This is a genomic window from Maricurvus nonylphenolicus, from assembly GCF_042854845.1.
GTDB lineage: Bacteria > Pseudomonadota > Gammaproteobacteria > Pseudomonadales > Cellvibrionaceae > Maricurvus > Maricurvus nonylphenolicus.
This window is the reverse complement of sequence record NZ_AP031498.1, coordinates 5,356,738-5,369,383: the sequence shown is the minus strand read 5'-3', so window position 1 is coordinate 5,369,383 and position 12,646 is coordinate 5,356,738. Positions and strand designations below refer to the sequence as shown.

General features: G+C 51.2%; 9 protein-coding genes. 4 read left to right on the top strand and 5 right to left on the bottom strand.

The features are described from left to right. Positions 1-13: 13 nt before the first annotated feature. The 3 genes from ACGHZ6_RS23295 to ACGHZ6_RS23285 form a co-directional block, all read right to left on the bottom strand. Positions 14-2,179 carry a hypothetical protein gene (locus ACGHZ6_RS23295; protein ID WP_390616463.1) on the bottom strand — a complete coding sequence of 722 codons (2,166 nt, stop codon included), beginning with the start codon at positions 2,177-2,179 and terminating at the stop codon, positions 14-16. Between the two features lie 207 nt (positions 2,180-2,386). Further along, a complete protein-coding gene (ilvD, locus tag ACGHZ6_RS23290) occupies positions 2,387-4,222 on the bottom strand; it encodes a dihydroxy-acid dehydratase (protein ID WP_390616462.1) in 1,836 nt (611 codons plus the stop codon). A gap of 89 nt (positions 4,223-4,311) precedes the next feature. Further along, positions 4,312-5,319 carry a helix-turn-helix domain-containing protein gene (locus tag ACGHZ6_RS23285; RefSeq protein WP_390616461.1) on the bottom strand — a complete coding sequence of 336 codons (1,008 nt, stop codon included), beginning with the start codon at positions 5,317-5,319 and terminating at the stop codon, positions 4,312-4,314. 142 nt (positions 5,320-5,461) lie between these two features. Here ACGHZ6_RS23285 and ACGHZ6_RS23280 point away from each other — a divergent pair, with 142 nt between their 5' ends. Continuing rightward, positions 5,462-6,553: an alpha/beta hydrolase gene (locus ACGHZ6_RS23280; protein ID WP_390616460.1), complete on the top strand. Its 1,092-nt coding sequence runs from the start codon at positions 5,462-5,464 to the stop codon at positions 6,551-6,553. Positions 6,554-6,683: 130 nt separating this feature from the next. Here ACGHZ6_RS23280 and ACGHZ6_RS23275 read toward each other — a convergent pair whose 3' ends face one another. After that, complete coding sequence (locus ACGHZ6_RS23275; RefSeq protein ID WP_390616459.1) at positions 6,684-7,160, bottom strand: peroxiredoxin; 477 nt, start codon at positions 7,158-7,160, stop codon at positions 6,684-6,686. A 137-nt stretch (positions 7,161-7,297) separates the two neighbouring features. Here ACGHZ6_RS23275 and argE point away from each other — a divergent pair, with 137 nt between their 5' ends. Together argE and argA are read left to right on the top strand one after the other, a co-directional pair. Beyond that, positions 7,298-8,449, top strand: coding sequence for an acetylornithine deacetylase (argE, locus tag ACGHZ6_RS23270; RefSeq protein WP_390616458.1), 1,152 nt, complete (start codon positions 7,298-7,300; stop codon positions 8,447-8,449). A 62-nt stretch (positions 8,450-8,511) separates the two neighbouring features. Next, positions 8,512-9,822, top strand: a complete 1,311-nt coding sequence (gene argA / locus ACGHZ6_RS23265; RefSeq protein ID WP_390616457.1) for an amino-acid N-acetyltransferase — start codon at positions 8,512-8,514, stop codon at positions 9,820-9,822. Position 9,823: 1 nt separating this feature from the next. Here the strand turns inward: argA and ACGHZ6_RS23260 are convergent, their stop codons facing one another. After that, positions 9,824-10,876: an AraC family transcriptional regulator gene (locus ACGHZ6_RS23260; RefSeq protein ID WP_390616456.1), complete on the bottom strand. Its 1,053-nt coding sequence runs from the start codon at positions 10,874-10,876 to the stop codon at positions 9,824-9,826. A 99-nt stretch (positions 10,877-10,975) separates the two neighbouring features. On the opposite strand from ACGHZ6_RS23260, the gene ACGHZ6_RS23255 reads away from it, so the two are divergent. Beyond that, positions 10,976-12,631 carry an AMP-binding protein gene (locus ACGHZ6_RS23255; RefSeq protein ID WP_390616455.1) on the top strand — a complete coding sequence of 552 codons (1,656 nt, stop codon included), beginning with the start codon at positions 10,976-10,978 and terminating at the stop codon, positions 12,629-12,631. Positions 12,632-12,646 lie beyond the last annotated feature (15 nt).

Sequence of the window (12,646 nt, the reverse complement as noted above, 5' to 3'; positions counted from 1 at the left end):
CAGCGGTTATTGGTTAGTTGCTTTCAAGCCTAGAGATAAGTTTTTTCATGGTGTCATCAACGGTAAGGCCACTGGCAAACAATAAGGCCATACGCTCTTGGCTGTCGTTCATCATGCGCTCAAAGAGTTTACGCTGGTTGTTGCTGATTTTCATGGTCTCCAGTGCCAGGTAGAGATCTTTTAATAACCGGTCGTTAATTTTAGTGGCTTCATCGCATTGATAAGTGTACTGAATATCCAAGCTTTTTATGGTTTTTTGCGTGCTGCGCAATAGGGTGTCGAGGGTTTTCTTTTGGCGGTCACGAATTTGATCGCTCTCGATTTTTTCAATCGCGTGAGAAGCTAAACTTAGCAGGGAAACAAGGAGGTCTTTGTTTCTGGTTTCTTGTTCACTATTAAGTTCGTGGGGTTTGACCAGCAGTGAAATATTAGGGAAGGCAATAATAAACCCTTCGCTGATATCGGTAACGCGATTGTTTTCATCGAATACAATCGCCCTGAGTTGCTGTTTATCACGGTTGTTGATTTTGTGCTGGTCAGCAGTTTCAACCTGCCCCAGTTTGCTGCGAATGATTAAGGCGGTATCGACACCAAAATTCGCTGCGGTGTCCATTATGTCTCTGGCCAACTCATTGAGATCGCGGCACTTCAGACAGTTCATTGCAAAATGCGTTATGCAGGATTGGTCGCCGTAGGCGCACATGGTGTTGTTAAGCATTTCTGCCATGTTGTCGAGCTCTTCTTCCATGCTGTTTGAAGGTGTTGTGGGTTGGGTGTCTTCCAAGTCATGGATGTGATGTTGAGCGCGTTCAAGCTCTTGCTCTTCTTCTTTAAGGGTTTGGGATAGGTGATTTAATTTATCTCTTAATGTATCAACTTCATCTTCGAGCATTTTGACGCAGGTTTCAGATTCGTTGAGCAGTTGTTCCAGTCTGCTAATGATGCGGGCTTTTTCTTCAGATTCATCGGGGTCTGAGCTTAACAATAACTCACTGCGAAGATTGCTTATTTCATCCTCGAGTCCTGTAATGGTTGTGCGCTGGTATTCTATAACCTTGTTGATTTCGCTGATATCTTCACTGGCGCGTTGGTAGCACTCATGGGCTGAATTGAGGTCGTCTTCATCGGATGAGTTTTGGGTGGATGAAATAACCAGTGTGTCACGATGCTCTTGTTGACGCCCTTTGCGCCAGAACTCCTGGTCGGTTTGTTCCAGCCGCTTTTCAGACGCTTCTAAATTGTGTTGTGCTTGATCCAGCGTCTTCTTGATATTGACTAATTCAGTTTCAAGCTTGGAGCTATAGGACTCAGATTTTTCTAGCTGATCTTCAAGAGAGTCAATTTTATTTTTCAATCCCTGATATTGATTGCTGTCTCCTGTGCTACTTAACGTATCAACGTTTTGTTTAAGATCTCGTATGATCTCACGTTGACTACGCTGGCTTGTTTTTATGAGTTCAGAATCAGCCAGATCTTTACCGTTGGACTTTTGTATTCCATACAGCGGATCTGGAACACCTCGATGATGAACAACAAGGGTGTCCGTGCCTGTGCGTTTAAGCTTGGTGTTAATCTGGCAGATCTTGTTCATATTGTCTCGGTTGAGACCACGAGCCTGCTTGGTTTTTAGATCTTGAATTGTTTTATTGGCTGATTTGAGTTGCTGCTGTAGGTAGCGTTCCTGACTTTCCGAGGCCTTCATTCTGTTTAGGCGTTCACGCAGTAGCTCGACCTTGTTTTGCCAATAGGCAATATCATCTTGGCCTGCCTTTTTTGTTAGCTGCTTGAGGATTGTTGTGAGGGAGTTATCGAGTTCTTTCCAGTAGGCATCGGAATCCTCGTTGTACTTCAGAGCTGAAGCTTCAGCGTTGAGAAACTTCTGGCGTAAATGCCAGACATCACTCGATGCGGTGGCTGTGTCGCTTTTTTTATCATCAGTGTGGGATAGTTGGCGCTTAACATAACCCAGCGGGTTGTCGAAAAAGCCGTCATTCTTTTTCGGCTGCGTTCGGTCGACAGTGCTGCCGACCTTAATTTGCCTTCTTAAACTCTTATACTTTTCGTGTAGGACGCGATAGGACTGTATATAGCGACGAAGCATAAGGCTGACAAGCAGTAAAATAACCGCAAGTGCAAATGCCACTTCTGCTAAAAACGTTAAGAGGACATTGTCTGACATACCTGCAAATCCATCGCTTGGTATCCTTTACTGCAGGACTATTGTCTATAAGGAAGGCTAAGGGTTAGTAAGAAAATTTTAGCTGATATTTTGTAACTTGCTGTTATTAACCCCAAATGAGTAGTGTGCAGTTCGCAGATAAAGAAAAACCCGATCAGTTGCCTGATCGGGTTTTTACGAGCTTTAATGTAGAGCTTGAACGCAGCTTTAATCCAGCAGCGACAGATCCCTAACGGCTCCTTTGTCGGCACTGGTCGCCAGCTTGGCGTAGGCTTTCAGTGCGGCAGAGACTTTACGCGGGCGCTCTTCAACCGGCTTCCAGCCCAGCTTGTCCTGTTCGGCGCGGCGCTCATCGAGCTCGTCCATGCTCAGCAGTACATCGATGGTGCGGTTAGGGATATCGATCTTAATGCGATCACCGGTGCGTACCAGGCCAATAGCGCCGCCCGCAGCTGCTTCAGGGGATACGTGGCCAATGGACAGACCGGAAGTACCGCCGGAGAAACGACCGTCAGTTAACAGCGCACACTCTTTGCCCAGGCCTTTGGATTTAATGTAAGAGGTGGGGTAGAGCATCTCCTGCATACCAGGGCCACCGCGTGGGCCTTCATAGCGTACGATCACGACGTCACCGGCTTTAACCTTGTCGGCAAGGATATCGGCTACGGCTTCGTCCTGGGATTCGGTGACATAAGCGTTGCCTTCAAACACCAGAATGGAATCATCAACACCGGCGGTTTTAACTACACAGCCATCCACGGCAATATTGCCATGCAGTACAGCCAGGCCGCCCTCCAGGGAGAAGGCGTGTTCCAGTGAGCGAATACAGCCGTTCTCGCGATCACCATCCAGGCTCGGCCAGCGAGTCGCTTGGCTAAAAGCAACCTGGGTCGGAATGCCGGCGGGACCAGCCTTGTAGAATTCCACTACCTCGGGGGTTGGGTTACGCATAATGTCCCACTCATCGAGGGCGTCCTTCATGGTCGCACTGTGCACGGTAGGCAGGTGGGTGTGCAGTTTGCCGGCGCGGTCCAGCTCGCCGAGGATCGCCATGATACCACCGGCGCGATGTACATCTTCGATATGGTACTCGGGGGTATTGGGAGCCACTTTACACAGCTGCGGAATCTCTTTGGACAGTCGATCGATGTCCTTCATGGTGAAGTCCACCTCGGCTTCCTGGGCAATGGCCAGCAGGTGCAGAATGGTATTGGTGGAGCCGCCCATAGCGATATCGAGAGCGATACAGTTTTCAAAAGCTTCAAAGGAGCCAATGGAGCGTGGCAGTACGCTGGCGTCATCGCCTTCGTAGTAGCGCTTGGCCATATCCACAATAGTGTGACCGGCTTTGAGGAACAGCTTTTCACGGTCGGCGTGAGTCGCTACTACAGTACCGTTACCCGGCAGGGCCAGACCCAGGGCTTCCGCCAAACAGTTCATGGAGTTGGCGGTAAACATACCGGAGCAGGAGCCACAGGTTGGGCAGGCGCTGCGCTCAACTTCGGCAACGGTTTCATCGTCAACCTTGTCGTCGGCGGCCATTACCATGGCATCAACCAGATCCAGCTTGTGCTCGGACAGCTTGGTTTTACCGGCTTCCATTGGGCCACCGGTTACAAAGATTACAGGGATATTCAGGCGCATAGCGGCCATCAGCATTCCCGGTGTGATCTTGTCACAGTTGGAAATACACACCAGGGCGTCAGCGCAGTGGGCGTTGACCATATACTCAACCGAGTCGGCGATAATATCGCGCGATGGCAGCGAGTAGAGCATGCCGTCGTGGCCCATGGCGATACCGTCGTCGACCGCAATGGTGTTGAACTCTTTTGCCACGCCACCGGCTTTTTCAATTTCGCGGGCGACCAGCTGACCCATGTCCTTCAGGTGCACATGACCGGGTACAAACTGGGTAAAGGAGTTGGCCACCGCAATAATTGGCTTGTGGAAATCTTCATCTTTCATGCCAGTGGCACGCCACAGGGCACGGGCACCGGCCATATTGCGGCCAGCGGTGGATGTTTTTGAGCGGTAAGTGGGCATGGGGCTAAACCTCGTCGCCTAGATGAGATAAACGGATAACAAAAAATTTAAGGGCGCTAAGGATACCAGAAATTGCCCTTGGCGTCGGATCAATAAATGCTAAGGTTATGCCGGTATGCTTGTGGAGAGCATCCTTGCCAGCGTTTAAATGCGCGGCGGAAATTGGCGCTGTCCTGGTAGCCCAATTGGGCGGCAATGGCCTCGACACTAAGTTTACTCTCACCGAGATAACGGCATGCCCACTCGTGCAGCACCTGATTTTGCAGTTGCCGGTAACTGCTGTCTTCCTCCTTGAGTCGGCGGGTCAGGCTGCGCTCTGACATATGTAACTCACGGGCTACGGTGCCAATACTGGGTAGCGGGGGATTTTGGGATCGCAGCACGGAGAGGATGTGTTTGCGGTAGACGTTGTCCTGGCTGACTTTAAGCTCTTCCATTAACTTGGCACAGCGCAGCAGCGCCTGTTGCCAGTTTGTTTCGTGGTAGAAAGGGGACAGCACATTGAGCAGTTGTCGTGGAATATCGGCCCCAGTTTGAGCGGCGTTAAATGTACAGGGGCTGTGGAAAACATCCCGATATTCTTCACCGTAATCGGGTTCGGGATAGGCCAGGTAATAGCGGCCTTCGGTAAAGGGGCGGCCGAGAATGGCTTCGACAGTGTTTTGAATCGAGAAGAGTAACACTTCGTGCTGCGTGCGCCGGGTTGGTCCCAGCTCGATAAGATCCTTACCCCGTAAACGCAAACCGTCGAGATCCAAGCGGGCGTCGATCATGACATAGTTGGCCTGCAGGCGACTAAAGCTGGCCAGAGCCCGTAATACTTCCAGCAGGTTAGGGCCTGCCAGCCCGGCCATGCCGACCTCTGATGCGGCAAAGGGCATCACATGGCGGCCGAAGCGCAAGCCCAGGTTAGCGGCCTGGCTGTAGTCGAGAGCGTTGTTGAGAAAGATCGTAAAGTCGGAATAGGACAGGCTGGTTTCGTAGAAAATATCGCCCGCGACTAAGTGTGTGCCGTCTAGCAAGGGGCCTATTGAATCGGGGGTTAAGCCAAGCTCGCGGGAAATAATACGAGGAAAATAAGTCGAAAGCTGATCCATAGTCGGCTAGATTATCGATAATTGGCTGAAAATGACAGGGGTGTGGCGGGATTAACACTGATAGCAGCAAGCAGGGGCGAGGAGAATAGTCGTCATTAAAGCCGGTTACAGGCTATCAATAAGCAAATAGAGAGATGTAAGCATGACCCAAGCCATTGGCTGCCGGGTGGAAGCTACCCCTGGCAATACCCCGATTACCCATATCCCCGATGACTATATGCCTGCCGGCAGCGGCCGTTGGTTAATTCTGCCCGAGGGGCCGGATGCCGGTAAAAAACTGTTTTTCTATGACCATACATTTGGTGGTGATGGAAAGCGTAAAGTGGATGCAACACTGGTGTTTGTGCACGGTAACCCGGAGTCTTCCTACACCTATAGCCAGGTGATTACTGAGGTGGAACGACAAGCCGCCGCAGGCAAAAGCTGTCGAGTGGTGGCCATGGATCATATTGGTTTTGGCTTATCCGACCAGGCCAGTTTCGAAATGGTGGATATGCATCACGCCAATAACCTCAAGCAGCTGATTGCCCATTTAAACCTCACGGAAGTGACTCTGGTCATTCATGACTGGGGTGGAGCGATTGGCACGGGCGCCTTTATCGATACCCCAGAGCGGGTGAAACATCTGGTGTTAATGAATACCACGATTTTTCCGATGCCTCTGCAGGGCATGAATTGCACCAACTTCCCCATGAGGTGGCTGCCGTGGAATACCTTGGGCTACCGTGTGCCCTGGCGTCTGTGGAAACATATTCCGCCGATAGTGATGTTCTCCAGTGTGGGTCCTTGGAAAATGATTACCCGCACACTGGATTACACCCTGCGAGCCATAAGCGGGCGTTTGACGGAAGGGGAGGTGCTCTATCGGGATATGTTTAAAACCCGCAGCAATGCACTGAGTTCTAAGCGTAACGTTAAACAAACCAAGGTGTGGGGCCACGGCTATCGCTACTTCGATAAGGACCAGGGCTGGCAGGACAATCGCGCCTTTTACCAGAATATGCAGAAGAAGGTGCCTGAGTGCTGGGGGCCTTCTGGACAGCATATTGGCGTGCGTGGTTTTTGGGGGGAGTGGGATCCCTGTGCGCGTGCGGAAGTTCGCGAGCAGTGGCAGGAGGCTTTGCCGCAATTAAGTGGCCATATGCAAACCTTTCCGGAGGTGGGGCATTTTGTTGAGGAGCACAAGTTTGTGGAAATTGCGGCGGGGATTGTTGAGGTGAGTGGTTTAGGCTAATTCGTAGAAATGAATCCGGGGTACGACCCGTAGGGTCGGACCCCTCGCATCGTGCTCACATCGAAAACATGGACGGGGTCCGACCCCACGGGTCGTACCCCAGTTAAGAACTCAAGTTTAAAATTACGAATTACAACGCCGCCAAAATAGTCTCAGCGCTGCTTTTATCAATCCCTTTCTCGTCAACATTCAGCAATTCCACCACCCCGTCATTGGCAATCAACGCATAACGCTGCGAACGGGTACCCATCTGAAACGCCGAAGCATCTTTGCTTAAGCCCAAAGCCTCAGCCAGCTCGCCATTGCCGTCGGCCAGCATCACAAGATGTTCGGCATTCTGGTCTTTCCCCCAGGCGCCCATAACAAAGGCATCGTTCACCGAGGTGCAAATAATGGTGTCGACACCCTTGTCTTTAATCTTGTCGGCGTTAACCACAAAGCCTGGTAGATGAGTCATCGAGCAGCCCGGCGTAAAAGCGCCGGGAACTGCGAACATCACTACTTTTTTGCCGCCAAACAGCTCGTCAGTGGTCACAGGTTGAGGGCCCTTGTCACCCATAACGCTCAGGGTCAGAGAAGGAATTTTATCGCCAGCTTGAATACTCATGTCGGATGTCCTTAAAAAACGGGAGGGAATAAGCTTACATCAATTAAATTTACGCGAAATCACGTGGGTCTGATACATTAAACTATAACAAGATAAAAAAACCGGTCACTACTGTTGTTTTAATAATAAGTCACTCTATGTCATCGTCTTTACCGTCATTATCGCAACAGCTCACCGAACTGGTGGCTATTCCCTCTGTCAGTAGCCACAGCAAACGTTGGGATATGGGCAATCGTCCAGTGGTGGAGCAACTGGCGACCTGGTTGGAAGACTTGGGTTTTGCCTGTGAGCTGCTGCCCATTGACGGCAACCCGGATAAGGTGAATTTAATTGCCACCCTGGGTTCTGGCCCCGGTGGTTTAGTGTTATCCGGGCATACCGATACGGTGCCCTACGACGATGCCCGTTGGCAGTCAGACCCTTTTAAGCTCACCGAGCGGGATAACAAATGGTACGGTCTGGGCGCCACGGATATGAAAGGTTTTTTCCCGGTGGCCATCGAGGCGGCAAGGGAGTTTGTAAACACCCCCTTGCAACAACCGTTAATTATTCTGGCTACCGCCGATGAAGAGAGTTCCATGAGTGGTGCTCGTGCGTTAGCGGAATTGGGACGACCCAAAGCCCGTTATGCGGTGATTGGTGAGCCCACCGGTTTGGTACCCATCAGAATGCACAAAGGCATTATGATGGAAGAGATCCGTATTCAGGGGCAGTCGGGGCACTCCTCCAATCCGGCGTTGGGCAACAATGCCATGGAAACCATGCACAAGGCGATTGCCGATATTATGCAGTTTCGCACCGAGTTGCAGTCACAGTATCAACATGCCGGGTTTGATATTCAGGTGCCGACACTCAATCTGGGTTGTATTCACGGTGGCGATAACCCCAACCGTATCTGCGGCCATTGCGAAATGCAGTTTGATCTGCGTGCCCTGCCGGGTATGGATAACGAAGAGCTGCGCGGTCTGATTCGTCAGCGCCTGCAACCTTTGGCCGAGCAGAGCGGTAGCCAGATTGAGTTGCAAACCCTGTTTGGTGGCGTGCCCGCCTTTGAAGAGCCGGCAACCTCTGCCATTGTGCAAGCGGCGGAAAAACTCACTGGCAACAGTGCCGAGAGTGTCGCCTTTGCTACCGAGGCGCCGTTCTTGCAACAGCTGGGCATGGAAACCATTGTCATGGGGCCAGGCTCCATCGATCAGGCCCATCAGCCGGATGAATTTATCGCTCTCGACCAAATCCAGCCCGCAGTGAATACTTTAAAAGCACTCATCCGCAAATTCTGTTTATAATCACGCATTGTCCCTAAAAATGGACCTAAAAAGTCCCTGAAATTTCTCACCAGGATATGACCGTGAGCACCGATTCCCAAGAACTGGTTAAGTGGTTCAGACATTCGTCACCTTATATCAACGCCCATCGCGGAAAGACCTTCGTGATGATGTTGCCGGGTGCGGGTATCGAAGACCCTAACTTTGCCAATATTATTCATGACATTGCCCTGCTCAACAGCCTGGGGGTGAAGTTGGTTTTGGTGCATGGTGCGCGGCCACAAATTGATCGGCGTTTGGCGGCCGGTAATATCACCTCAAACTTTCACAATGCCCTGCGGGTAACCGATCAGGACAGCCTGGCTTGTGTAACCCAGGCGGTGGGTGAAACCCGTTTTGCGATTGAGGCAGCACTGTCTACCGGTTTACCCAACTCACCAATGCACGGTGCGCATATTCAGGTGGTGGGCGGTAATTTTGTCACGGCCAAACCCTGGGGTGTTGTCGACGGTGTCGATTTGCAGCACACCGGCAAGGTGCGTCGGGTAGATACCCAGGCGCTGGAAAGTGCGCTGGATGCCAATGCCATTGTTGTGTTGTCTCCTCTGGGTTATTCGCCCACCGGCGAGATTTTTAATGTCTCTTTTGCTGATGTCGCCACCCAGGTGGCAATCGCCTTAAAGGCCGACAAGTTAATTGCCTTTACTTCCGATGTCGGTTTTACCGACAGTCAGGGCGAGCTAAAGCGCCAGTTAAGTTTGCAGGAATGTGAGCAGCAGTTAGCCCAACTAAAAGCCTGTCACGATACCTCGCAATCACTGCAAGCCTGTTTTGATGTATGCCAGCAGGGCATTCCACGGGCGCAGATGGTGAGCTACGTTAAAGACGGCGCCTTGCTGCAGGAATTATTTACCCGCGAAGGTGTGGGTACTTTGGTACACAGTGACAGCTATGAATCGGTACGCCAGGCAACCATTGATGACGTGGGTGGCATTATCGAGTTGATCACACCACTGGAACAGCAGGGCGCTCTGGTCAGACGCTCGCGGGAATTACTGGAAACCGAAATCGATCGTTTTACCGTGGTGGAAATGGACGGTGCCGTGATTGCCTGTGCCGCGCTTTATCCGTTCAACGAAGAAATGGGCGAGCTGGCCTGTGTGGCGACCCATCCGGATTACCAGGGCGGTGGACGTGCCGCTTTGGTTTTACAGGCGATTGAACATCGAGCTGACCTAATGCAGCTGCGCAAGCTGTTTGTTCTGACCACGCAAACAGCTCATTGGTTTATGGAGCAGGGTTTCGAGAAGGCCGACATTGAAAGTTTGCCGCAGGAAAAACAGTCGCTCTATAACTTTCAGCGCAATTCCAAGGTGTTTATCAAGACCCTTTAATCTAGTCTAAACAGGCCTGGTACTGCTGCCGCCACTGTTTCGGTGATTGTTGATGCTTGCGGGCAAAGGCGCGGCTAAACGCACTTAATTCACTAAAACCCAGCATTTCCGCAATGGTTGTTAAGGGAATGCTGGTGTCTTTTAAAAAATGTTCTGACAAGGCCAGGCGAGCATCGGCGCGAATAGTGCGAAAACTGGTACCGGCCTGTTTGATTTCTCGCTGTAGTTTTTTCGGATGCATCTCCAGCAACTGGGCAACGTATTCCTGAGTACAATTTTCTGTGTGCAGTAATTGCCGTGTTAAATGCTGAACGTTTTGTAATAACGATAGCTCGGTGGATTTACTCAGCTTCTGTACCAGCTTCTGCAAATAATCTTTTTGCGAGGCATATTCTGCAGCAATATTCCTGTCGAGATAGTGACTGGGAAATCCAATGGCATTGGTGGGCTGTTCGTACTCTATCGGGCACTGGAAATAGTCATCGTAATCGGATCGATTGTCAGGGGCGGCATAGGTGAAGGTGACATAGTCCGGCCGCCAGTCTTCGCCAAGATACATATGCATGGCTTTCAGGCAATGAGCAAAGGTCAGGGTGGTGTATTGAAAGGTTGGCAGTTTTTCCAGCCACAAGTCTTCTCGTAGCAGTTGCGCATTGGGGTCATCGCGCAGCAGCAATATCTTTACCGACTGATTTTGTAAGTGATAGAACTGGCTGAGGTAACCAAAGGATTCGGTCAGGGTTTCCCCACTTTTCATCAGCAGGCCTAGTGCCCCTAAATTCACCGGTTGTTGGATATCGGCCAGGCGCAGTCCCATGTCCGGGCATTGGCAGTGTTTCGCCGTCAACTCCATAAGCAGGGTGATGTGGCTATAGGGCAGTCGCGCCTGCATATCGTTGATGACACTCTGGTGGGTACCAGCCTTGTGGCACAGGTCATCTATATCGCCGCCAAGCTGTTTAACCAGGCGCGACAGATGCTGGATGGGGCGGGTGCTGACCAGATGGGAGCTTGGCATGGGGCGATCCAGGTGGTTTTTTACATCATGCGCCATCTGGCTTGTTGTGTCCAGTCATGTCAAGTTTTGATGAAAGAAACTTCATACACTAGTGAGCTGGGAGAGAAACATAAAACATTAAGAGTGAGAGAGACGATGCAAAATAAGCCCTTCCTGCCCCCGTTGGAAACCTTCTATCAGTGGGAAAGTAAGAACCCCGATAAAGTCTGGCTGACACAGCCTTTAGGTAATGACCAATGGGTAGATTTTACCTGGGCCGATGTTGGCCAGCAGGCCCGCCGCTTGGCCAATGCCCTGCAACAGCTGGGACTTAAGCGCGGTGACAGGGTTGGCCTGTACGGTGCCAACTCCGCCTATTGGATCATGGCTGATATGGCCATTATGATGGCTGGCGGTTGCAGTGTGCCTATCTATGCCTCCATGCCAGAAGAAAAGATTCGCTATGTGGTTGACCACAGCGAGATGAGCTTCCTGTTTGCCGATAACAGCAGCGAGATGAAACTCGATGCGCTGATGGAAGCCTTTGGCAACAGTTTGCAAATTGTTTCCCTGGCGGAACAAGGCGGCCACCACCAGTTTTCTGGTTTGGTGGAGCAATACGAAGCGCTTGCCGGGTCACCTGTGCGTGAGCGTGATGAGCTTTGGTCTATATCCTACACCTCGGGCACTACCGGGCAGCCTAAAGGTGTAATGCACACCTTTGAGACAATGCCCTACTCTGCCGAGCGTATCAGTGAGTTGGCAGAGACAAACGAAGACTCCGTATTCTTTTCTTACCTGCCATTAGCGCATATTGCCGAGCGCTGTGTGGTGGAATTGAATTCGATTTACTCTGGCGGCCACGTTTATTTCAATGAATCCAAAGAGACTTTTGTGCGTGATTTGCAGAAGTCCCGCCCAACCTTTTTCTTTGCCGTACCACGCATTTGGCACAACCTGAAAAACGGCATTGTCGCGCAGATGGGTGAAGAAAAATGGAAGGCCCTGATGCAGGACAAGGACGCGGCGCGTGCAGCCGGTGAATTGATTCTTGGGGCTATGGGCCTTGAGCGTGTGAGCTACGCCTTCTCCGGTTCAGCACCCATTGCACCGGCAGATTTGGAAGCCTGGATGGCATTGGGTATGCCCGTCTATGAGGGCTTTGGCCAGTCAGAAACCATGTCCGGTCTGGGTAATCGCCCTGATGCCATCAAGCTTGGCAGTATCGGTAAACCCATGAGTGAAGATGCGGAGATGAAAGTCTCCGAAGAGGGTGAGCTGTTACTGCGTGCCCAGGGCAATATGGTGGGTTACTACAAAGACCCGGAAAAAACCGCCGAGACCATTGTTGATGGCTGGATTCGCACCGGTGACAAGGTGCGTGTCGATGAAGACGGTTTTGTCTTTATCACCGGTCGGGTAAAAGAAATTTTCAAAACCGCCAAAGGCAAATACGTAGCGCCTGCACCCATTGAGCAGCGCTTTGGCACCCTGCACTGTCTGGAACAGTTGTGCCTGGTGGGCCGCGGCATGCCGCAAACTATTTTGCTGATTGTGTTAAACGAACAGGCTCGCGCGCAGGACAAAACGGAAGTGGAGGCTGAACTGCTTGCCAAACTCGATAGTGTTAATGGTGAACTGGAAGCTCATGAGCGGATCAGCCACATTATTGTCTGTCGTGATGTGTGGTCGATCGAGAATGATTTACTAACCCATACCCTGAAAATCAAGCGCGATGAGGTGGAAGCCAAAATGCGTGCGCAGATTGATTTGTGTGAAGCGGGTACTGAGTCGGCGATTGTTTGGGAGTAACCCAAGCTGCTTTCT

What these genes read in the sequence shown, in the direction of transcription:
- ACGHZ6_RS23275 (WP_390616459.1), bottom strand. Translation starts at nt 7,160, where the DNA reads ATGAGTATTCAAGCTGGCGATAAAATTCCTTCTCTGACCCTGAGCGTT.
- argE (WP_390616458.1), top strand. Translation starts at nt 7,298, where the DNA reads ATGTCATCGTCTTTACCGTCATTATCGCAACAGCTCACCGAACTGGTG.
- ACGHZ6_RS23295 (WP_390616463.1), bottom strand. Translation starts at nt 2,179, where the DNA reads ATGTCAGACAATGTCCTCTTAACGTTTTTAGCAGAAGTGGCATTTGCA.
- ACGHZ6_RS23255 (WP_390616455.1), top strand. Translation starts at nt 10,976, where the DNA reads ATGCAAAATAAGCCCTTCCTGCCCCCGTTGGAAACCTTCTATCAGTGG.
- ACGHZ6_RS23280 (WP_390616460.1), top strand. Translation starts at nt 5,462, where the DNA reads ATGACCCAAGCCATTGGCTGCCGGGTGGAAGCTACCCCTGGCAATACC.
- ACGHZ6_RS23260 (WP_390616456.1), bottom strand. Translation starts at nt 10,876, where the DNA reads ATGGCGCATGATGTAAAAAACCACCTGGATCGCCCCATGCCAAGCTCC.
- ilvD (WP_390616462.1), bottom strand. Translation starts at nt 4,222, where the DNA reads ATGCCCACTTACCGCTCAAAAACATCCACCGCTGGCCGCAATATGGCC.
- ACGHZ6_RS23285 (WP_390616461.1), bottom strand. Translation starts at nt 5,319, where the DNA reads ATGGATCAGCTTTCGACTTATTTTCCTCGTATTATTTCCCGCGAGCTT.